The organism is Paenibacillus sp. FSL R7-0331 (genome assembly GCF_000758645.1).
GTDB classification, from domain to species: domain Bacteria; phylum Bacillota; class Bacilli; order Paenibacillales; family Paenibacillaceae; genus Paenibacillus_AQ; species Paenibacillus_AQ camerounensis.
Window position 1 is genome coordinate 2,458,837 of record NZ_CP009284.1, and the last position, 22,664, is coordinate 2,481,500.

The window sequence follows — 22,664 nt, forward strand, 5'->3', positions numbered from 1 at the left end:
AGCTACTTTTTGCGTTGTTTTTTGAATTTATCTGCAAGTTGAGGAAGCACAGAGATAAGCTGATCTCTCCATACATTATAAGTTTTTAATGAGATGCCGAGCTTCTTGGCTGTCTCGGTGATACTCATATCAGTGGTGTGGATATAAACAATGAGGTCTATAATCTGAGATGCTTTTTGTTTTCTATAGAACAAAAGCTGCCGGTTCACTGAGAAAGTACGTAAACATTTTTTACAACGAAATCGTGGGATCGGGCCTTTTGTATGCTTTATTGTGTTGTTAGATGAGCAATGAGGGCAGACGGTAGAAGATGTTTTTGAATTAGCAGAAAGAGTGTTTGATTTTTCGGATATTGATTTAAGCAGTTTTTTTAGATCTAATTCAAGAAACAATAAATCCTCCACGTTTAGCTCTTCATAACGTCCCAGATTTTCTCGAACATCTTCAATAACTCTCAACATACCATTATTTCCCTCCTTGAGAATAATGATAATAATGTATCAGGTCTCAAAGATAAATACCACATTTAATTTCCACATCGGAATAGTTTGGAAGTGAGGGGTATGCAACAACTCCAAAATACTTTAGTATAAGTATAAAATTGTAAATTTACGTATTGTAAATGACTAAGGAAGGTGGGGGAACATGCGTGTTTTTCTTGGCAGTTCCAGTTCACAGGATTCGATGAGATATCTTAGAAATGTTGCAATGCTTATTGAGAGTGAGAACGTCACACCTTACCCTTGGAATAGGACTGGGGTTTTTCCGTTGGGGGGTTATATGTTGGATACTCTTATAAACATAAGCAAACAGGTGGATGCAGCAATATTAATTTTTAACGAAGACGATCCGGTTTGGTACAGAAATGATATTATTTTGCAGCCTAAAGCTAATGTTTTGATTGAATATGGAATTTTTGTTGCAGCTCTTGGTAAAGAAAGAACGATTATTTGTAGAAAAGGTAGTTCAGTTATTGCATCAGATCTGCAGGGCCTAATTTATTGTGATCTTGATAAGGAGTACAAAGCAGAGAATGAAATTATAGCTTGGCTCCAATCAATAAACAAAGTAAAAGAAAATTGAAATTTTATAGGAGGCTATTTTGAGTAGAATTCCTGATATACAATCTCTTCGAGGCGTTTCTGAGTTGAAGTATTTAAATGCGGATAATGTTACCCGCTACCGATCTATCATGAAGTATCTGTACCAGCAATATCATAAACTGAATTATTGGCTCAAACCGGAGCAGATATACGACGGAGTGATTGCATGGAAGTTACATAAAAATTATACATTGGAACAATGTCAACTTGATCTGGAACAACTTGTTGAGTGGGGAAATTTAACCTCGCGTCATTATGGTGAACGGGCTGTCTCAGTAGATGAATATTTAAAAAAGAAATTTCAATACTTATTGACGCCTTATTCGATTGAAATTGAACGGCTGCTGGAAAACTTGGTAACAGTCCGGGGATATGGTGGATCTCTTGAGCCTACCTTGTTTGATACAATTGCAAACACCCTGTTTACAATTAGAGCCCGATCAGGCGAGTATGAACATGGGGAAGCATTAGTATTATGGGATCAAATTAATGAATCGTTCCAAAAACTTCACGAAGCATCAGTGGATTATATAGCTAGTCTTCAGACAGGAAAGGCAGAAGAGCTAATGGTCACTGATGATTTTTTAATATATAAAGATGCTATTACAAATTATTTAAAAGACTTTGTTCACACTATGCAGCGACGTTCTTACAAAATTGAAGGTAACTTAGTACAAATATCAAATGGAGTGAGAGATGTTTTTCTAGAAGCTGTGATTGAAGATGAGTGGAGAATTCCTAAACTTGAGGAAATAATTACGAAACAGCAATATTATGATGAGCTCTTTGAAAAATGGCATATACTGAGCAAATGGTTTCTGGGTGAACACGGAACAATCAGCGAAATGCAGTTGCTAGAAAGGGCAACAAAAGAGGCAATTGTGAAGATGGTACGGAGTGCTTTACGGATTCAGGAAAAAAAACGTACTAGTATTAGCCGCAGAAAAGAATTGGAGCATTTAGGTCAATGGTTTTACAAAATAGATAATCTGGATTCTGCTCATAAGCTTGCTGCCTACGCCTTTGGAATATTTTCCACCAGACATTTCCACGGAGAAGACAGACGGGAATCAGATAGCTCTGGACAATCCATGTGGTTGGAAACACCAATTGTCAAAAATTTGCGATCTCGGAGCAGAAAAAGACATGAACGCCAGGATACAGAAGCAGCGATTGATAATTCTCAGGAGAAAGAACGGCTGAGATTAGAATTTATAACAAGGCAAAAACAAGAACTTCAATTTTTAAAAGAGATGGTAGATCAGCGGGATATAAGTATATCTCAACTGGATGTAATAACTACCTCATCTAGATTGCAATTGTTGGATTGGATTAGTCGTTGTAACAATTCCTCAAACTCCATAATGCAGACCTCTGAAGGTGTCAAAATTCATTTAACTAAGCCAGTAGATAATGAGCGAGCGAGTTTGAGATGTGAGGACGGCCAACTTGAATTGCTTGATTATCATTTTACTTTTGTAGTTGTTGATAAAGATAATTGGAGTAATTTGCTTAGCTGGGCAATTGAGAATAACTAACTGTTGTTCTAAGAGAGGGGAGTGAGCTGTGGAGACTATTAGAGTTGGTAAATTAACAAAAAAGAGAAAACGGTCAAATATTGTGGATAAGGAAGAATTGTTAAATAGAAGGCGAGTATGTATGAATGCCCTATTAAATCGTCCATGGGTATCCAAAGAGCAAGATTCTCAATTATATTATTGGATTAAAGATAATTTCACCTCATTAAGAGATTGGTTTTCTAATTACACAGGTTACATTCTTATCTTAAACGGTAAGCTTGCAAAATTAGAAAAGGTACCTGAAGTCGCATATCCGTGGATGGGATTTCAAGAGTTTCGAGAACCTTTAGACTACTCTTTGTTTACATATTGTTTATGGTTTCTGGAAGCCAAATCAGAGCAAGAACAGTTTTTGCTGACTGATCTAATAAAGGAAGTTCGTGATTCTATGATGGAATCGGGAATAGAAGTAGACTGGAAAAATTACTATCATCGTTTATCTATGGCAAGGGCTTTGAAAAAGCTAAAAAGTCTACAAGTTATCATAGCAGTAGATGGTACAGAGGCCGATTGGGCATCAACTGATGACAAGCATGATGTGTTATATGAAAGCACACATTATTCAAGGTATGTGTTTCGTAATTTTACAAAGGAACTTGCCGGTTATATTGATATGAATCAAATGAAAGAAATCATAGATTATGGAGATAGTCCTGAAGAACAGAATAGTAGAAAAAAACATCGATTGTTCCGGCGCTATCTTATAGAACCAGTTGTACTTGATGAAGAATGGCAAGAGGATCTGTTCTACTTCCATGGACAAAAAAATAATGTAATTAATCAAATAAGAATGATGTTTGGGTGGGGAGGCAGCAAATATCGAGAGGGCATTTTGTTTTTTGAATCCGACATAGTTTCCGAGGCAGAAATATTTCCAACATTAGCTTCACTTTCTGATCTTACATTGCTGGTATTAGGAGAAATCAGACAACAACCGGCCGTTGAAAATATTGATGAAGTTTCAGACCAGACCCATTTGTACATCACTAGACATCATTTGGAACGCATTCTTATTCATTTGAAAGAACATTATGGAGAGTATTGGACGAATGATCATCGAAAGATGAAATCTTCCGAATTGGCTGAACAGATATTTACGCATTTGATGGAATGGGGATTTGGACAGTGGGAAGATAACACATTATTCGCTTTGCGGGCAGTAGCGGGCAAATGGGTGGCCCGATATGGAGCGGTGGAATTGGAAGTATAGGAGGGGTGGATTTGGCACTGGAAAGATGGCAAATGAACCGAGCAGGTGTTTTGAATTTTTGGTATTACGATGAAGAAGTATTTGGTTTTGAAGAAGGACGGATGATTTTAAGAGGGACCAATGGTTCAGGGAAATCGGTTACTATGCAAAGTCTTATTCCATTGGTGCTTGACGGAGACAAACGACCTGAAAGGCTCGATCCTTTTGGGTCTCGGGATCGGAAACTTGAGTATTATTTGCTTGGAGATAGTGAGCATGGACATACCGATCGGACTGGGTATTTATGGATGGAATTTCATCATCCAGCTAAAAATATTTATAAGACTATTGGTATCGGCCTAAGGGCACGCCGAGGTACAGCTCAGTTAGGTTTTTGGGGGTTCCTTTTAGAGGATGGTAGAAGAATCAATCATGATTTTTGGCTATACAATAATTCTCTATGGCGGGAACAAGGGAGTAAGGTACCACTAAATCGAAAAGAATTGGAAATTGCAGTTGATTCAGGCGGGAGAGTTGTACAGGAACAACGGGAATACCGTGATTTGGTCAATGCGGCTTTGTTTGGTTTTCAGGATTCAGATTCATATAAGGATTTACTAAAGCTGCTGCTGGAATTGCGCAGTCCTAAACTTTCAAAGGATTTCAAACCTTCTTCTATGTATGAGATATTAACGAAAGCGTTACCTCCCTTAATGGAAGATGATTTGAACTCACTTTCAGATGTGATAGAGGATATGGATCAAATAACGGATCGTTTGGATGAATTGAATATACAAGTGGAAGATATGAGAAAATTAAACGATAAATATAATGAATATAATCGTTTTTTACTATTACATCACTCTGAGATTGTACTTAAACAATTTCAAGTGTACGACGAATCAGAGAAGCAGGTTATTGAGTTAACACGGCAAGTTCAAATGAATGGCGATGATAAAGATAAGGTTATATCAGCTATCGAACATAGGAAGTTAACACTTAAAGAAATCGATGCAGGGATGGATATATTAAATCGTAGTGAAGTGATAGAGAAGCAGCGAGAATTAGGTGATGCAGAAGAACAAATTAAGGATACCCAAAAGCAGCTAGTAACTCTAAATGAACGAATCGAGCGCAACTCCAATAACTTACTTATTATAGAAAATGAAATTGCAAAATCCCAGAACAAGCTGGAACAGCTCGAGATTGAGCAGAATAATGTCATTGATGAGTTAGAGGATACTGCCCGAGTTATTGAATTTAGAGAACATGATATTTACCACAATATTTGGTTAAGAGGAATTCTTGAGGATGAAAGCTGGGTCAACAACTGGATTAAAGATCTTAGCCAACATAGAGAGGAATTAAACAAAGCGTATAACATTGCGTGCGAAGAACGCGAAGCTTATCGTAAGGTAACGGAAGCGGAATTAAGTTTGGGTGAAATTCATCGAGAACGAATCCATGTTGAAGAAGAACGTGAGGGGCAAGCCAATCTAGGCGAAATTATTAAAGCCTCGATGAAAGAACGTCTAATTCGTTGGCAGCAGGAGTTACATCAACTTCCCGTGAATAACGAGACAATTCGAGAAGTGTTGCGAGTCTTAACTTCCCTTACGGCTAACGAACGTCAGTATGATCGGGTACGTTATCCAGCCATTCAAGTGTTTCAGATTAAGAATCAGGAATTGATAGAACAATCTCTTCGATTGCAGCATCATAAAGAGCTATTACAATCTGAGTGCAATAAACTAGAACAAGAACTAGAACAATGGAAAACAACTAAAGAGCCCGAACCAGTTCGTAAAGAGAAGAGGAAGAATTCTCGCAAGTTAAGGAGCTTGAACACAGGATCGCCTTTATATGCAGTATGTGAATTTAATGAAACTCTTCCAGAAGATGTTCGGCCTCACTTAGAAGAAACGTTAGAACAAGCAGGCATATTAGATGCGTGGATATTTCCGGGTGGAAATGTAGCTGTAATAGATTGGGAACACAATGAAGAGGTATGGCTTGAACCCAGTTTGAAATCTACTAAATCATCCCTTGCAGATGTGCTATGCGCTACACCTTCTCTGGAAAGTGGATTAACTGTTGAGGATATTATGTCAGCACTTAATGGTATAGATTGGGATAATAATACTTCTGATATTGCTGCAGGCAATGAGAAGCTAGCAATTGGCCCAACTGGCTTTTGTATAGGGGGATTATCTGGAAAAGGGTTCTCTAAAGAGCGGGCAGAGTACATTGGCAAAGAAACAAGAATACGTACAAAACAAATACTCATAGCAGATATTGAAACTAATATTAGCCAATTAAGCAGTGAAATAGTGTTTCTTGATGAGCAGTTAAGAAAGAATGAACATAATAAAGGAACTTTACAATCAGAGATTAATGCATTTCCAGATGACAGAGAACTGCAAGAACATTTTGACACGTCTATACAACTAACTCACAGACTCAAAGAAATAATGAGCCAGGAGTTTAAACTGGAAGTTCAATACAGAGAAAAATTAAGCACATACAAAAAACTTCAACTGACATTAGAAGAAGCAACACGAAAGTGGTCGGCGTTAAAAAATGAAAAACGGATTTGGGAAGCACTGGATTCATGGCCTTCTTATCGTGAGAGGGTTACGGAATTGCAATCATTGTGTGTTCGCCATAATGAGATTTCACAGCATCAACTTATAAGAATGAATCAGCAAAACGATATAGTTATACAAGCGGAAGAGGATGAGGCAGAGAAGGATTTATTGGAAGAAAAGAGAATTAAGTGTGAAGCGAAAATCAGGCAGCTTAGAAAATTAATGCTCGAAATGGGCAGTGAAGAGATCTATGAGCAACTTGCAAAATTGAAACAGAGCAAGACATCATTAAATAACCAATTAACCGATTTAGAGAATAAAAAAGATAAACTTATCGCAATATTAGCCAGTCATGAAACGAATCTCAATACACGCAAAGATGAGTACGAAAGAAATAATGATCAATTACAGCTCGTAATAAATTTTTGGCACAGTGAGTTACAGTTAAAGCTTATACATGAATGGAAAGATACAGTCATTCAGACATCAGATAAGGCAGATATCAAGAGGATTTGCAGGCAAATTAAGAAGACGTATGAGTTCGGTAATATTAACAAAGATAGATTAGGAAACGAAGTTCAGCAAATATGTAATGTAGTCGAGAGTAATTTGCGTGAATATATGTTGCAATTGGAGTATTTGTTATCTGGTCGTATACTTATTACCTCAAACCGGGATCGGCTAAATCCCTTACCTCCATCTGTATTATTGGAGGAGTTAATTCAACAGAGAGATGAGCAACGAATACTATTAACACAAAGAGACAGGGAGCTTTATGAAGAAATAATTATTGGAAGTGTAGGTAAAGCAATCCGAAAAAGAATTCATCGTGCGAAAGATTGGGTTCTTCAAATGGATAGTTTAATGAACCTCCGTGATACTTCGAGTGGCTTAAAGTTATCACTCAGTTGGGAACCTAAAAAAGCAGAAACTGAAACAGAGATCCCTACAGATGCACTAGTAGGATTACTATTAAGGGACGCTCATCAAATGGATGATGAAGAGATTGATCAGGTTGTAGAGCATTTCCGCACTCGTATATTAAAAGCGAAAGTCAGTGCTGAGGAAGAGCAGGGGATGTTAAGGCATTATCTGAATGAAATACTGGATTATCGTTCTTGGTTCGAATTCAGACTATACTTCCGTAAAGGAGAACAACTTGGTTATAAGGAGCTTACGGATTCTAAGTTTAATGTGTTAAGCGGTGGGGAACGAGCGATGGCTATGTATATTCCTTTGTTCGCCGCCACATATTCCAGATATAGCGATGCTCGTGATGAAGCTCCGAAAATCATATCACTAGATGAAGCTTTTGCGGGCGTGGATGATGCGAACATGCGCGACATGTTTCAGTTAATAACAGAGATGGGCTTTGATTATATTATGACCTCTCAGGTGCTGTGGGGCTGTTATGACACAGTACCACGTTTGGCTATTTATGAAATATATCGCCCCAAGGATGTTCGTGTAGTGACATTATTTCATTATCGCTGGAACGGTAAGAGTAAAATGCTAGTTGAACCAGAGCCTTCATTGACTGAATAGACGAGGTATTGCATATGGAGATTGGATTTCGTAAAACAGCCAAGCAGTATTACAGCGACCCCCTATTTGAAAGGCTTCTTACGGCTGTGTTTAAAAAATATCAGGGACAAGGTGGCGTACGGGGGAACGCCAAAATAGTTGTGAGTTCATTTGCTGAGGCTAATCGCTTGCAAGAGTTTTTCGGCAATAAGGTAGAGAGAATAATCCGGCCTAATACTATCCTCGAAGTACCCTTATGGTTGTTTACAGAAGAAATTATACGGGGGCATCAGCTTACAATCCCTGATTTGTATGAGTTGTTATATGATAGTCCTCTTTTGACTAAGAAAGAGGACAAACAACTTAAAGATCATCAATGGATAGATATGTTTGATCGTATAGCAACACGCTTTACTAAGGAAGCCCAACTGGATTTATTTAACGGACAGTTTAGTGTAGTGACATATGATTGGTTCTGTCGATTAAGGGAAGGTAAGGCATTAGGATACCAAATAGTAAAAACAGTGATCCGCAATGGTGGTGACGCTGAAAACGATCTTTTCTACTGTGCAAAAGCTTTGTGGAAGTTACTTCTTGAGAAAAACAAATTAAGATATGAGATGAATACTGACGCGGATTATATTTACATTCCTATATTCTCTGAAAAGATCACCAAAAATTCTCATTTCTTTGATGTGAAATTTTCTAGTGGAAGACTTTTTTTAGCTGCACTATGTGACATTTACAATATTAAAGTTGAATCAGGAGAAGTTACCATAAACGAAAATTTGATCAATACAGACTTCATGAAAGACCGACAAATCTATAGGTACTTTGGGCTTATGGATGATAGTCTCAGTTCCATTTCACATGTATTTGCTTCAGGATTTGTTGATGGTGCTTCACCGAGAACATTAAATCTTCACGAAATTGAGGCGAAGAATTATTGGCCTAAATATTCTAAAATTTATCTTTTTGAAAATCCCTCAGTGTTTTCTTATTTAGTGTTAGAAACTACACATTTTTTTGATAAGAATGGTTTTATATACAACCATTTTTCTAATGCTTTTCCACCGCTTATTTGTACATCTGGACAGGCAAGAAGTGCAACCAAGTTCTTTATTAGAAAATGTCTTGAGGTTAATCCTGATTGTATCATCTTTTATTCTGGTGATTTTGATCTTCATGGTCTTCAGATGATGCATAAAATAGAAGAACTGGCTCAGAAAAAAGTTGTTCAACATTTTATGGATGCAGCAACGTATAGGAGATTCTTAGATCCTGATTGCTTACCAATATCCTCTCAAGATAAAAAGCTTCTTCGCAAAATGCATGGTGAACAGTTAGCTCGAACAATGGCTGAGACGGGGGTTAAGGTATACCAGGAATCTACTGTAGCTGAATTGAAAGAGGAATGGATAAATTTGATTACCGGCCTTGTAAAATAATTTTCCAAATGATTTTAAAAAGGAGGCAGCAGCAGTATGTTAGCTGAATTCTATAAAACGCTTGATTCTCCTGAAGAGTTGGGGACAAACATTTTAATTCCGGATTTTGGTCCGGTATTGTACCTTTCTGAAAACGGCGAATTGTTTTGTTACATGGGAATCGTCAGTAGAGAAGGGAATGGATCTTCTTTTCAAGGATGGCCTTATTACCTCCGTGGTAAATCTGCAAGTAAATGCAAAAAGCAGATAAAAGGTTTCTATAGGCTGCAAGCAGGTTGCATATTAATGACTGATTTTTTAGATCACGAGTTATACGAGATGAAAAAATTTAAACGACTTAATAATTACATTGTAAGTCTGCCGGTGGCAAATTCTTGTGATTTCGGAATCGTACGAAGAGTCCATTCAGAGCATTCATCCAATTTTGAAGAAAATGAATCAATGTCCCGTGCGTGCTTTGGTTTGACTTACGATGAACTTGAACAAGTTGTTGGAATTTATGCTCGAAGATTGGGAATTCTTAATGACTATATTCAATATCCTAGGGTAACGCGGTCAATGAAACACGATAATTTTTGTGATATCACAGGATTATGGATTCCACCTAAATTTCCGTATATCACTTTTAATGGGAGTGGCCATACTTATTCTCATGTCTCGTTATACGGTTTTTACCGTCATATAGATATCATGCTTTCAATGGGAAGAAACACTTTAGCGTCAAAAATTTTCACACATGGGGTACCAGACATTGAGGCTTTGAACCAACTTCATCTAATTGAGGATTATTTTCTAATGGGGATAAAAGTAACTAGAGAGTGTATTTATTCTGATGCTTACATACGGTAATTTTGTTTAATCCCCCCTTTTTTTTAATAATTATTTAATTTTCAGTGAATTATAGGTTTCTCTTAGTGGAAGTGATCATAATATAAGAATTAATAATTATGAGTTTTTGATTGAACTATTTTTCTTAAGGGGCAGTGCCCCTGACCACCTCGCCAGAGCACATAGCTGGCTGCGATGATGTCAGGGGGTGAATCCCCTTGGGTCCACCAAACATCCTAATAATATGGACTCTTAGCTCAGTCGGTAGAGCAGTAGACTCTTAATCTATTTGTCCAGGGTTCGAGCCCCTGAGAGTCCATCCTTGAAGAAACGGTAGAAATGCCGTTTTTTTGTTGTGGCGTGCCCAGAGGCGCGCATTATCTAGTTGGTGAAAGTCCAACCAAGAGAGGGGCCAAGCCACTCTTGTAGCTAGGATGCTGCCACGGTCCGTGTGGAACCACTCAATTTGGCGTAGATCGCCTTTTACCGTAGCAAAGGCGCGGGAAACCAAAGTCGCATCCTTGTTTGGCCCTGCGCTGTGTCCCACAATTTCTCGATTGAATAGGTCAATGAGCACGCAAATATAGTGTCATTTGTTCTAAACCTTTACATAGGTTAGATCACTCACAACAAAGCGCCTAGCCTTCGTCTGCTCGAATTCACGGTTCAGTACATTCGCTGTAGGCGCGTCGTTACAAGCCGTCTTATGGGGCTTAAACTGCACGACAGTGTAAGTTGAAACTAACCCCTGCTCTTTCATGATTCGTCCAATACGGCGTCTGGATATAACCAATCCTTGTTCCTTCAGTTTTACTTTAATTTTGCGTGTGCCGTAGACTTTACGGTTCTTGTGGAAGATTTCCACAATCGCTGCGCTCAGCCCATCTTCATTCTTTTCGTCCTTGGTTTCATAGTAGAACGTGCTTTTGGCGATTTGTAGGACTTCGCACATTGCTGATACCGAGTATTTATCGCGGTTATTCCGGATGATAGCTACTTTCGTCCCATGATCAGCGCGGCTTGCTTTAGGATGTCAACCTCCATTTGAAGACGTTGATTCTCTTTTCGTAAAGCCAGGAGCTCATTTTCTTCTTGGGAACGGTTGTCTTTCTCTTTGAAGGAACCTGTGCTACTAGACTGCTTGATCCAGCGGTCCAGAGCAGAAGCTGTGAGGTCGTATTCCTCCACGATTGCAGCCCGTGATTTTCCATTCTCATAGAGTTGTACCATCTGATTCTTGAATTCTGCTGTAAACGTACGTCGTTGTTGTTGTTTTGGCATTGTAGAGTTCCGCTCCTTAACTTGATAGGTTTATTCTACAAGCCCTTATTTTTTATGTCCAACTAAGTTTAGACGATCCATAGTGGTGAAAATAGGGGAATAGTGATCGCTTTAATAATGCGGGCCGCCTCACTGGCTCTAAAACTAAGACGTGTAGACTACCGAATGACTTTAAAACAGTACAACAGCTAAAATTACTTGTACAACCAAAGTACATAATCATCTGAACATTTCTAGGCACCGAGTACTCTGGGTAAAGATAGCCGCAGTTAGGCATACGGATCCTTAACCGATCGATCCGGCTCATTCCCTAGGCTAATAACTTACATAGTCATAACTTAGCATAACCTGCTGCGCTTGATTGATCCTATGCACCTCATGAATGCTAACGGACCGCAGCACCGTTATTTCCGCCTTTCGGCTTGTCTACACAAGCTAACGGACTGTAATGACGTTATTCTCCCCAATTTTCAGCCTGATTCAGCTGCTGGAACGAAAATCAACGTCATCTGTGTACGTAAGATCTGCAGATATGCTTATTTGGTTGGAAGAATGGCTCCTAGGTCCGTAACGCTTTATCCAGTTGCTCATCTCAAAAAAATGTTAGTCATCTTTTATCCAGTCTTATTGTATTAGTCAGCGAACTAACGTTTAGAAACTACACTCTCAACTGGTATGTCCTATTACGCTGCTGTCCGCCGCTGGCTATATCCAGCAGCTGTTGTTGCACTAATCCGTGCAGAATGCGTCTGGCATGCCGGTCTGTTACATGAAGATGATCTGCGAGTTCCTGAGGGGTGAATGACCTAAGCAGGCGTCTAGCAAATCGGACAGTTTCAGCTTCGAGCCAAGTTAACGTAGAGGGAACATCTGTCGCCATGAATTTTCCGATAAAAGAAAGCACCAGCTGCTGACACTGCTTGGGCTCCTCTACAATCGAAGGATAGGCGACAGGAAGAAAAGTCCAGCCATCCAAGGCCAGTAGACAATGCCGGCGACATAAATCCTTAAACCGTCTGACATCTAGATCTCTGGCATGCGGTCCGTAGCCCTGAATCTCAATTCCGCCCTTCACTCCCCCTGGCATATACGCCAAATCAAGATAACGGTAACCGTTATTGAAATCACGCACCTCCCATTCCGGAAGCAGATGATCCAAATTTCCGATTGCCGGGAACCATACTGCGCGAAGAAACTCCACAGTTCCATGGCCCAGTCCTTTTTCAAGAAACTCTCTTCGTCTGTGATTGATCTCATTTTCAATATTACGTAGTAACCATTCCTCGTACAGCTGATTGAATCTCGACATCCCATCTTACTCCCCTTGGATGAATTTTTCGCGCAAAAAAGCCACTCCCATTACAATTCTCCTAAAACCAACCGGGTGGAGGATTGCATGAAAAGCGGCGTGTGCTTCACGGCTTATAATATTCATTATATCGCGAACTCAAAAATGAATTCAATGTATAAATGAACATTTGCATAAAAAGGTTAAGAGACACTTCATATGCTATAAAAAGACAAATTATGCTATAGTAGAGAAAAACTGAGGTGGGTCAAAAATGGCAAAAACGTATTATGCAGAAGGCAGGCAGGTAGCATATTTATTGCGGGGAATTTTTATCCTTGGGGCCTAGGATTTACTTTAGTATTCCTGAATTGCACTGGGGGTGGTTCTTTGTTGTTTTATTTGGCTCTATTATCCTGGGCGAGATTTTTGGCGGCATGTGGACGCGAAAACGGAGGAGCGACAAAAAGGCAAGGAAATTCACCAACGCGAGTAGATTGAGGCGAGTAAATGCAAACAAGTCTAAGTCTAGCGTGCAGAATACTTCCACTAAGGCACATATGAGCAAGTTAACTGATGTACAGATTCTAAAAGCAGATGTAAGGACATTGTCCGGTATGGATTTTGAGAGATTAATGGAACTATACTACATAGATCAAGGTTTTACTATACAATGAGTCGGTGGTTCTGGCGTTCATGAAGTGGACTTGATTCTCCAAGGCAAAGAGGGATACAAAATCGCTGTACAGTGCAAGCGCTGGAAACAGGATGTCTGGAATGATAATTGTGCTCCTCCTGAAAGCTGGCAAGCAGGTTCATGGCTGTTATGATGCTTGGATTGTGACGACTAGTAATTTTACGAAAGCAGCTAAAGAAGCGGCCGACAGGCTGAACATTAAATTGATTAACGGGTTGTCGTTGGACGATAGATTAAGAAGATGGAAATTACATTAAGCGAATATTAACGTTTTATGATAACATTACAAACTGGACACGTGCTGAGGAAGGCTACGAATTATTTGCGGATATTGGCCAGAAAAGCAGGTTCCCTGGTGTTCAGAAAGTGACAATCAGCAGCGTATTCCTTGCACCCAAGCAAAGGATGCTGCTGTTGTTCGATTACGGTGTCTGCTGGCATTTTATTGTTCAATATCTGGGGGATGCAGAAGTGGAGCCGGCTCAAAAGCTGCCTCATGTTATAGAGAGCAAAGGGGAGACGTATGAGCAGTATGATAGCTTTGGCGTTGAGGATGATTGGGATGAGGATTAAGAATAGCGGAACTCTAATCAAGCCGTAGTGAATTTCCCCACTTCCCAATCTCACACAACATGGTAAGATAAGCAGACGGAAATGTACCGTGATTACAGAGACAGGAAGGGTCAGAAATTACATTATGAGCACTAAGAAAGCAACAACCAAATCACTTGGCAATACAGTAACATCTATTCAGGCCCTGGCCATTGTGGTCGGGATGATTATCGGGTCCGGGATCTTTTTGAAGCCGGGGATTGTGCTGAGCAATGCCGGTACTCCGTGGATGAGCATCCTGGCCTGGAGTGTCGGAGGCATCATTACATTGGCATCTGCGCTGACTGTGGCGGAGATTGCGGCTGCGATTCCGAAGTCCGGCGGATTGTACACATATCTGGGCGATCTTTACGGCGGTGTAGCAGGCTACCTGCTGGGCTGGGTGCAGGCGGTGATCTCTTATCCGGCGTCGGTAGCGGCGCTGGCGATTGCTTTTGCCACTTATTCCGGTTACTTTGTGCCGCTGAACGGCTGGCAGCAGAAGCTGCTGGCTGTAGCCATACTGGCGTTCATCCTCATCATGAATGTCATTGCCACCCAATTCGGCGGGATCATCCAGACGGTTGCGACGGTGGGCAAGCTGATTCCCGTCGCGGGCATCATCGGCGTTGGCCTCTTCTCGAATTTGGCTCCCGGCTTTGACGGCATCAGTGCACCGGCAGCGGGAGCAGGCTTTGGAGCGGCAGTTCTGGGTACGCTATGGGCTTATGACGGCTGGATCAGTGTGACGAATATGGCAGGTGAAATTAAGAATCCGGCTAAAACACTGCCGAGAGTCATCTCTATCGGGGTTATTTTTGTGATTGCAGTGTATGTTCTGTTTAATATGGCGGTGTTCAAGGCGCTGCCTTATGAGCAGATCATTAGTTCACCTACTCCGGGCGCTGACGCGGCTGAGGCACTGTTCGGGAACGGGGGCGGAGCGTTTATTACCGCGGGCATCATTATATCGGTGCTGGGTGCGCTGAACGGTTATTTGATGACCGCAGCCCGTGTGCCGCAGGCGATGGGGGAGAAGCAGCAGATTCCGTTCTCACGGGTGCTGAGCAGCATTCATCCGAAGTTCCGGACTCCGGCGAATGCACTGATTTTTCAGAGTGTGCTCGCGGTTATCTACATATTCTCAGGGACCTTCAATACACTGACGGATCTGCTGGTGTTTGTACTGTGGATCTTTTTCACGATGGGTGTGTTTGGAGTCTTTCTTCTGCGCAAAAAAATGCCGCCCGAAAAAGGACGCTACCGTGTGCCGCTGTATCCGGTTACTCCGGTAATAGGGGTCGCTGGCGGACTCTATATTCTGGGCAGCACGATTGTCAGTGACCCGCTGCGCTCGCTGATCGGAATCGGGATTACGCTGGCCGGACTGCCGGTGTATTATATTTTATCACGTAAAAAAGCTTAATCCGAATACAAGAGACCGCCTTCTATTCACTCAGGAAGGTGGTCTTTTTGCATATAACCAGCCTAAGCTGCAAGAATGTCCAATCCGGGTTAAATAGTCCAAAACCGCATAACAGAGCGGGCAAAATTGTCCTATTGCCGGAATAATGGGAGATAAGTATGCTACAGTTGTTGATTCTTTGGAGAGATCTCATTATAAACAGGCAGGTATGGAGGAGAAACGTAAATGAGTATTCAAATGGAGCATTTGGACCGGGGGCTGGCGGCAGTCTGCACTTCGGAGGGGATATTTATCAGCTGGCGGCTGCTGGGACAGGAAGTGAGCGCTGCTACAGACAGCGGTCTGATTGCTGCCGATTTTCGGATATACCGTAACGGCGAACGAATTGCTGAGATTAGTGACAGCACGAATTATCTGGATACGTCCGGCAGCCGGGAAGCGGAGTATGCGGTAGCCGCCGTTATAGACGGAGAAGAGAAAGAGCGGTGCGTATCTATCCGGCCGTGGGAGACCCCCTACCTGGAAATACCGCTGCAGAAGCCAGCAGACGGAGTTACACCTGCCGGTCAAACGTACACGTACAGCGCAAATGATATGAGTGTAGGCGATGTTGACGGTGACGGGGAGTACGAATACATTGTAAAATGGGACCCGTCAAATGCGAAGGATGTCTCTCATGTGGGATATACAGGTAATGTGTACGTAGATTGCTATAAGCAAAACGGTACTCTGCTGTACCGGATCGATTTAGGTGTTAATATCCGGGCAGGGGCTCACTATACCCAGTTCCTGGTCTATGACTTTGACGGGGACGGCAAGGCTGAGCTGATGTTCAAGACTGCGCCGGGTACGCGGATCATCTGTTATAAGGATGGGGCTCCTGTCTCTGAGTCTTTCATCACCATACTGCCGGAGGATGAAGCGGCCGGATACAGCCATCAGGATGACTACCGCATCAACGGTGCAGGTTATGCAGAGCATGTGGCAGATATGTTTGAACGCTGGCATGAGCATGAAGAGGTAGTGGCAGGGCACTGGCCTGCCACGCTGGAGGAATGCTTCGGCATTACACCTGAATATACATACCCGTTGTCTAGAGAGGATGCAGTGCGTCTGGCGGATTATTTCCTTGATGTGTACGCACCTTCGAGAAGTGAGCGGAACAAGCTACGTGAATTCGAAGGCTTTATTCTAAAAGGGCCGGAGTACCTCACAGTCTTTCGCGGAGAAACGGGAGAAGAGCTTAAGACAGTACGCTATAAGCCGGAGCGCCATGATGACGGGCTGATGTGGGGAGACTATTCCTGGAACCGCATCGAACCGGGCAACCGGGTAGACCGGTTCCTGGCCGGAGTGGCTTATCTGGACGGAAAGAAGCCATATGCGCTGTTTGCCCGCGGATACTATACAAGGGCTACAATGGCTGCTTACAGCTGGGATGGACAGGAGTTGAGCGAGGCCTGGTATATTGACAGCGGCTGGGTCACCATGAACAATCCGTTTGCCGACACGCTGCACCTTCAGGACGGCAGGAACTCCGGCTTCGGCGGTTTAGCCAAGCAGGGCGCCCATGCACTATCCACTGCCGATGTGGATGGAGACGGCTGCCAGGAGATTATCTACGGGTCAGCTACGATTGATCACGACGGCAGCCTCCTGTACAGCTCAGGCGGTATTCTGCCGGAGGGAAGTGCAGCTCCGGGTGAATACGCCAAGCTCGGCCACGGGGATGCGCTGCATGTCGCGGTGGTCGATCCTGACCGGGACGGACTGCAGATCTATATGGTTCACGAAGAGGGGATACACGGCCCTTATGGATATACACTGCGTGATGCGGCTACCGGGGAAGTGCTCTACGGAGGGTTTGCCAAGGAGGATGTAGGCCGCGGTATGGTCGGTAAAGTAGACCCGGACGTACCCGGATTGCAGACCTGGTGCAGCGAAAGTCATCTTGCCCAAGAGCCGTCCCGCGGCCTGCGGTCAGCCAAGGGTGAGCAGCTGGACGAGCAGGCGCCGGGCACTAACATGAACATCAAATGGGCAGCCGATATGACGACCCAGTTCATCAGCGGCACCTTTGAAGATCCGGTAACCATCGAAGACTGGAGACGAGGCACGCTGCTGACAGCTGAGGGGACGCGCTCCAACAACGGAACCAAAGGCAATCCTTGCCTGGTAGCAGACCTGTTCGGAGACTGGCGGGAGGAACTGGTTGTACGTATGGCCGACAGCTCGGCTATCCGTATCTATATGAACACAGAGGTGACAGACCGGAAGCTATATACTCTGATGCATGATCCGCAGTACCGCACAGGAGTGGCCTGGCAGAATGTAGTGTATAACCAGCCTTGCTATACCAGCTTCTATCTGGGTACGGACATGAACTGGTCCAAGGTGCCGGTGCCGGATCTGCTGTAACTGATTTAGGATACGTCAGATCCTTTTTCGCTCGTCCGTTGCCTTCTCCGGTCCGTTAAAATAATATTAAGCCGCTGGCTCAGCATTAACAGCCAAAACGACCGCCCATTTAAAAGGGCGGTCGTTTTACGTTGCTGTGCATTCATTTGCAGCCCGTCAGGCTGCTGACGCCCTGCTATACCAGACTAGCTGTGCTCCGCGATCTGCACCTCAAAGCCGTCCGGGTCCAGCACATAAAAGAACCGCAGATGCGGATTCGGCGAGACGGGTCCGCGGGCTACCGGGATGCCGTGGTTTTTTAATTCCTCGATAGTTCCATCCAGTGACTCTGTTTCGAATCCGACAGAGACCCCGCATTCAGGCTTCAAGGCAGGGTCACTTCCCTGAATCAGCTCAATCTTGGGCTGTCCCTCCGGACCTAACATAACGATCTGTCTGCCCCTGCTTTCAAACTGCCGCTCAATAGGGAGACCCAGAATCCGGTGATAAAAATGGAGGGATGCCTCCAGGTCGCTTACTCTAAGCGTAATCCAGTTAAGGCTTAGCTTCATAATAAAATGCCTCCTGTTCTGATTCATGTGACATGTCCGCTGTATTCATTATACGTCAATTTGCACGTGCTGAAAGCCCGGGTGTCTAAGCGCAGTTCATCTAGGGGAGATTGATGTTATATTAATCAATCAGTATTATTTTTCCTTAAAATGTATTTGTGTGTTATATAAAGTGACATTAAGTTGTGCATTTTAGATGATTTTGTCGAATAATAGGATTTAAATGAATTTCTAAGCTGCTAAAATAGACCTATATTCATATAAGGGGTGAGCAGGAAATGAGAAAATGGTTAAGCGTGTCAATTATTATGACAATGGTGGTGCTGGTGCTGTCTGCATGCGGTGGTAACAAAACAGATGAAGCGGCGTCGGGCTCCAGCAGCGGTTCATCCAGCAAGCTGGTGGTCTATACACCGAACAGTGAAGCGATGATCAATGCACTTGTTCCTGCATTTGAGAAGCAGACAGGCATTACAGTGGAATTGGTATCGGCAGGCAGCGGTGAGCTGATCAAGCGGATTCAGTCAGAGAAATCCAACCCGTATGCTGACGTCATGTTCGGCGGAGCATACGCCTTGTTTAACGATAATGCAGATCTGTTCGAGGAATACGTGTCACCTAATGATAAGGATTTACTTGAAGGGCATACGAATACAACAGGCATTATGACCTCGTACGTCTCGGATGGCAGCGTCTTGCTGGTGAATACAAATCTGGCAGGCAGCATTGAGATTAACGGCTATGAGGATCTGCTGAATCCGGAGCTGAAGGGCAAGATTGCGATGGCTGACCCTGCCAACTCCAGCTCAGCATTTGCGCAGCTGACTAATATGCTAAAAGCAATGGGCGGGGATTATACCTCTGAAGCAGGCTGGGATTATGTAGCGAAGCTTCTGGAGAATCTGGATGGTAAAATTGCCGGCGGCTCCAGCAAAGCGCACAAAAGCGTAGCAGACGGTGAATATGTAGTAGCGTTAACCTACGAAGATCCGGCAGTCAGCTATGTCAGAGACGGTGCCCCGGTAAAGGTTGTCTATCCTGAAGAAGGAACAGTATTCCTGGATGCAGTAGCCGGAGTTGTAAAGGGCTCGCCAAACCAGGACAATGCCAAGAAGTTCATTGATTTTCTGATCTCCAAAGAAGGGCAGGATGCCCTTGGACAGGAGACGACTAACCGGCCTTTGCGCACAGATGCAGCGATTGGCGACTTCATGACACCGATTGAGCAAATCCAGGTCATTGATGAGGATGTAGCGTATGTTGCAGAGAATAAAGCGGCCATTGTGGAGCGTTACACGGAGCTCTTTACCGATATAGCGGAATAATTCGGAATAAGTACAGCTAATTAGAACGAAAGCGGGTGTATAACATGAGCGTTGCGATATCCTTCAAGGACATTGTTAAAAAATATGGCGACACAACCGTTATCCCCGAGCTGTCCTTGGACATTCAAAAGGGTGAGTTCTTCACCCTTTTGGGTCCTTCGGGCTGCGGGAAAACGACCCTGCTGCGGATGGTGGCAGGCTTCAACAGTATTGAAGGCGGGGATCTTGGGTTCAATGATAAGGTGATGAATACCGTTCCGCCGGGCAAACGGAATATCGGCATGGTGTTTCAGAATTATGCAATCTTTCCGCATTTAAATGTCGCTGAGAATGTTGCATTCGGGCTGCAGAACCGTAAAGTCAGCAAGGAGGAGCAGCAGCGCAGAGTAAAGGAAATTCTGGATACGGTACAGATCGAAGTGTACAAAAACAGGATGCCCAAAAACCTGTCAGGCGGACAGCAGCAGCGGGTAGCCCTGGCCCGGGCCATCGTCATTAATCCGGATGTGCTGCTCATGGACGAGCCGCTCTCCAATCTGGATGCCCAGCTCCGTGTCGACATGCGTAATGCCATTAAGCGGATTCAGCGCGAGGTTGGAATTACCACGGTCTATGTAACGCATGATCAGGAAGAGGCGATGGCAGTATCAGACCGGATTGCAGTGATGAAATCCGGTATCATCCAGCAGGTAGGAACCCCAAGGGATGTCTACCAGCGTCCGGCTAACCTGTTCGTCGCAACGTTTATAGGACGGACAAATGTAATCGAGGCACAGCTGGAGGCAGGTGCTGAAGGCAAGGCGGTTCTTCGTATTGGCAGCAGCTATACACTTGAGATGCCGGAGCTGCTGCCAGAAGTGACGTCTGCTGGTGCGGTAGAAGTCAGAATTTCAGTCCGGCCTGAGGAATTTGTTCTCTCGGAGGACGGGCAGGGACTCACCGGAAAGGTTGTCAATAATGTCTTTCTGGGACTGAATACACATCTGGTCGTCGAGCTCGAAAACGGGCAGGAAGTAGAAATCATTCAGCAGTCGGCCGTAAGCACGGTAGTGGATATCGGCCGGAAGGTTACGCTGGCTATCCTTTCAGGAACAGTCAATGTCTATGATGCGTCCGGCGAACGCAATCTGAACCGGGGAGCGCACTTATGAGCGGCCGCATGAAGCGCCTGGACATCTGGTCGCTGATTACCTTTATTATTTTTGCCGGATATCTTGTATTCCTGGCACTGCCTTTATTCATGCTGCTGATCAAAAGCTTCTTTGACGGGACAACCGGCGAGTTCTCGCTCGCATACTTTCATAAATTCTTCAGTAAAGCCTATTATATGAACGCGGTATGGAACAGCATAAAGGTGACGGTAAGTGTCACGCTGCTGTCCATCCTGGTGGCTGGTCCGCTGGCTTACATTATGACGGTTGCCAAAATTAAAGGAAGCGCAACGGTCCGTATCCTGATTCTAATCTCCTCCATGTCAGCTCCGTTTATCGGCGCATACGCATGGATCCTGCTGCTCGGGCGCAGCGGGGTAATTACCACTTTCTTATCCAGTGTATTCGGTATCCGTATGCCTGATATTTATGGCTTTTCCGGCATCCTGCTTGTGCTGACCCTGCAGCTGTCCCCGCTGATTTTTATGTATGTATCAGGGGCGCTCAAGAATGTCGACAACTCGCTGATGGAAGCAGCAGAAAGCATGAACTGCACGGGTCTGCGGAAAATGTGGAAAATACTCGTACCGCTGATCACACCGACCTTACTCGCCGGAGGACTTCTGGTCTTTATGAGGGCATTTGCCGATTTCGGCACACCGATGCTGATCGGTGAAGGGTACCGGACCGTACCGGTGCTGATCTTTAATGAGTTTATCAGTGAGGTTGGAGGCGATGACGGCTTTGCTGCTGCGATCAGTGTTATAGTAGTTCTGTTCGCCGTTGCTGTATTTCTGCTGCAGAAGTTCGTGGCTAACCGGAAATCATACAGCATGAGTGCGCTGAATCCGATTGAACCTAAGAAGCTCAAAGGGTTCGCTAATCTGGCAGCCCACGCCTACGTTTATCTGTTCACCCTACTGGCACTGCTGCCGCAGGGATATGTAGCGTATACGTCATTCCTCAAAACCTCCGGTAAAATATTTGTGGACGGATACTCTCTCGACAGCTATCGTGCAGCCTTCTCTAAAGTTGGCGATTCCATCTACAACACCTTTATGATGGCCAGTATTACAATCATTATTATCACGCTTGCTGCCGTACTGATCGCTTATGTAACAGTAAAGCGCAAAGGTGCAGTTGCGAATGTCCTGGATACCTTCACGATGCTGCCCTATATCGTGCCGGGCTCCATTCTCGGGATCGCCCTGCTGGTTACCTTCAACAAGGAGCCGCTGGTACTGAGCGGAACCACCGTTATTCTGATTGCCGCCTTTGTTATCCGGCGTCTGCCCTACACGATCCGCTCCAGCGCTGCAGTGCTCCATCAGGTGAATGACAGCATTGAAGAAGCGGCAATCAGCCTTGGAGCCTCCACGATGCGGACATTCTTCAAGATTACCGTGCCGATGATGATCTCAGGTGTATTCGCCGGAGCCATCATCAGCTGGATAAGCATTATAACAGAGCTCAGTACCTCCATTATTCTGTACACGGGAAATACCCGGACGATGACGGTTGCTGTCTACACAGAGGTTGTACGCGGCAATTACGGGGTTGCAGCCGCCCTGTCAACCCTGCTGACAGCCATTACTGTGGTCTCCCTGCTGCTGTTCTTCAAGCTTTCCGGCAAAAAAGAAGTAACCATGTAACAGTGAACCGGTCCTGCGTAAGCG

Annotated in this window: 16 protein-coding genes, 1 tRNA gene and 1 pseudogene; 14 read left to right on the forward strand and 4 right to left on the reverse strand. The window is 43.9% G+C overall.

Going from position 1 to position 22,664, the window contains the following annotated elements; genetic code table 11:
• Positions 1-2: 2 nt before the first annotated feature.
• Positions 3-461 carry an IS1/IS1595 family N-terminal zinc-binding domain-containing protein gene (locus R70331_RS10035; RefSeq protein ID WP_042175040.1) on the reverse strand — a complete coding sequence of 153 codons (459 nt, stop codon included), beginning with the start codon at positions 459-461 and terminating at the stop codon, positions 3-5.
• Positions 462-645: 184 nt separating this feature from the next.
• Here R70331_RS10035 and R70331_RS10040 point away from each other — a divergent pair, with 184 nt between their 5' ends.
• The 7 genes from R70331_RS10040 to R70331_RS10070 all read left to right on the forward strand — a co-directional run bounded on the left by R70331_RS10040 (position 646) and on the right by R70331_RS10070 (position 10,579).
• Positions 646-1,083, forward strand: coding sequence for a nucleotide-binding protein (locus tag R70331_RS10040; protein WP_042175041.1), 438 nt, complete (start codon positions 646-648; stop codon positions 1,081-1,083).
• Positions 1,084-1,102: 19 nt separating this feature from the next.
• Positions 1,103-2,641, forward strand: coding sequence for a TIGR02677 family protein (locus R70331_RS10045; RefSeq protein ID WP_042175043.1), 1,539 nt, complete (start codon positions 1,103-1,105; stop codon positions 2,639-2,641).
• A gap of 28 nt (positions 2,642-2,669) precedes the next feature.
• On the forward strand, positions 2,670-3,893 hold the full coding sequence (locus R70331_RS10050; protein WP_052418999.1) for a TIGR02678 family protein: 1,224 nt from the start codon (positions 2,670-2,672) through the stop codon (positions 3,891-3,893).
• An 11-nt stretch (positions 3,894-3,904) separates the two neighbouring features.
• On the forward strand, positions 3,905-8,005 hold the full coding sequence (locus R70331_RS10055) for a TIGR02680 family protein (protein WP_197071415.1): 4,101 nt from the start codon (positions 3,905-3,907) through the stop codon (positions 8,003-8,005).
• Between the two features lie 14 nt (positions 8,006-8,019).
• On the forward strand, positions 8,020-9,432 hold the full coding sequence (locus R70331_RS10060; protein WP_042175046.1) for a DUF2399 domain-containing protein: 1,413 nt from the start codon (positions 8,020-8,022) through the stop codon (positions 9,430-9,432).
• A 36-nt stretch (positions 9,433-9,468) separates the two neighbouring features.
• Positions 9,469-10,281 (forward strand): hypothetical protein, encoded by an 813-nt coding sequence (locus tag R70331_RS10065; RefSeq protein WP_042175049.1) that lies wholly within the window; start codon positions 9,469-9,471, stop codon positions 10,279-10,281.
• Between the two features lie 225 nt (positions 10,282-10,506).
• Positions 10,507-10,579 (forward strand) — tRNA-Lys (locus tag R70331_RS10070).
• A 117-nt stretch (positions 10,580-10,696) separates the two neighbouring features.
• On the opposite strand, the pseudogene R70331_RS32030 reads toward R70331_RS10070, so the two are convergent.
• Both R70331_RS32030 and R70331_RS10085 read right to left on the reverse strand, forming a co-directional pair.
• Positions 10,697-11,541: pseudogene (locus tag R70331_RS32030) on the reverse strand (IS3 family transposase); the annotation flags it as partial.
• 658 nt (positions 11,542-12,199) lie between these two features.
• On the reverse strand, positions 12,200-12,850 hold the full coding sequence (locus R70331_RS10085) for a transcriptional regulator (RefSeq protein WP_042175054.1): 651 nt from the start codon (positions 12,848-12,850) through the stop codon (positions 12,200-12,202).
• A 756-nt stretch (positions 12,851-13,606) separates the two neighbouring features.
• Between R70331_RS10085 and R70331_RS32035 the strand changes: the two genes are divergently transcribed.
• The 4 genes from R70331_RS32035 (at position 13,607) to R70331_RS10105 (ending at position 17,961) form a co-directional block, all read left to right on the forward strand.
• Positions 13,607-13,783 (forward strand): restriction endonuclease, encoded by a 177-nt coding sequence (locus R70331_RS32035; protein ID WP_231576441.1) that lies wholly within the window; start codon positions 13,607-13,609, stop codon positions 13,781-13,783.
• Positions 13,784-13,892: 109 nt separating this feature from the next.
• The gene (locus R70331_RS10095) at positions 13,893-14,099 is read left to right on the forward strand and encodes a hypothetical protein (protein WP_042175056.1); all 207 of its coding nucleotides are present in this window, start codon (positions 13,893-13,895) and stop codon (positions 14,097-14,099) included.
• 124 nt (positions 14,100-14,223) lie between these two features.
• The gene (locus R70331_RS10100; RefSeq protein WP_042175058.1) at positions 14,224-15,543 is read left to right on the forward strand and encodes an APC family permease; all 1,320 of its coding nucleotides are present in this window, start codon (positions 14,224-14,226) and stop codon (positions 15,541-15,543) included.
• A 225-nt stretch (positions 15,544-15,768) separates the two neighbouring features.
• Positions 15,769-17,961: a rhamnogalacturonan lyase gene (locus R70331_RS10105; protein WP_052419000.1), complete on the forward strand. Its 2,193-nt coding sequence runs from the start codon at positions 15,769-15,771 to the stop codon at positions 17,959-17,961.
• Between the two features lie 185 nt (positions 17,962-18,146).
• Here the strand turns inward: R70331_RS10105 and R70331_RS10110 are convergent, their stop codons facing one another.
• The gene (locus R70331_RS10110; RefSeq protein ID WP_042175060.1) at positions 18,147-18,512 is read right to left on the reverse strand and encodes a VOC family protein; all 366 of its coding nucleotides are present in this window, start codon (positions 18,510-18,512) and stop codon (positions 18,147-18,149) included.
• 278 nt (positions 18,513-18,790) lie between these two features.
• On the opposite strand from R70331_RS10110, the gene R70331_RS10115 reads away from it, so the two are divergent.
• The 3 genes from R70331_RS10115 to R70331_RS10125 are packed head-to-tail and all read left to right on the forward strand — an operon-like array spanning position 18,791 to position 22,640.
• Positions 18,791-19,837 carry an ABC transporter substrate-binding protein gene (locus R70331_RS10115; protein WP_042175062.1) on the forward strand — a complete coding sequence of 349 codons (1,047 nt, stop codon included), beginning with the start codon at positions 18,791-18,793 and terminating at the stop codon, positions 19,835-19,837.
• A 44-nt stretch (positions 19,838-19,881) separates the two neighbouring features.
• Positions 19,882-20,988, forward strand: a complete 1,107-nt coding sequence (locus R70331_RS10120) for an ABC transporter ATP-binding protein (protein WP_042175063.1) — start codon at positions 19,882-19,884, stop codon at positions 20,986-20,988.
• Complete coding sequence (locus R70331_RS10125) at positions 20,985-22,640, forward strand: ABC transporter permease (protein WP_042175064.1); 1,656 nt, start codon at positions 20,985-20,987, stop codon at positions 22,638-22,640. Before R70331_RS10120 ends, R70331_RS10125 begins: the two co-directional genes overlap by 4 nt.
• Positions 22,641-22,664: the final 24 nt, after the last annotated feature.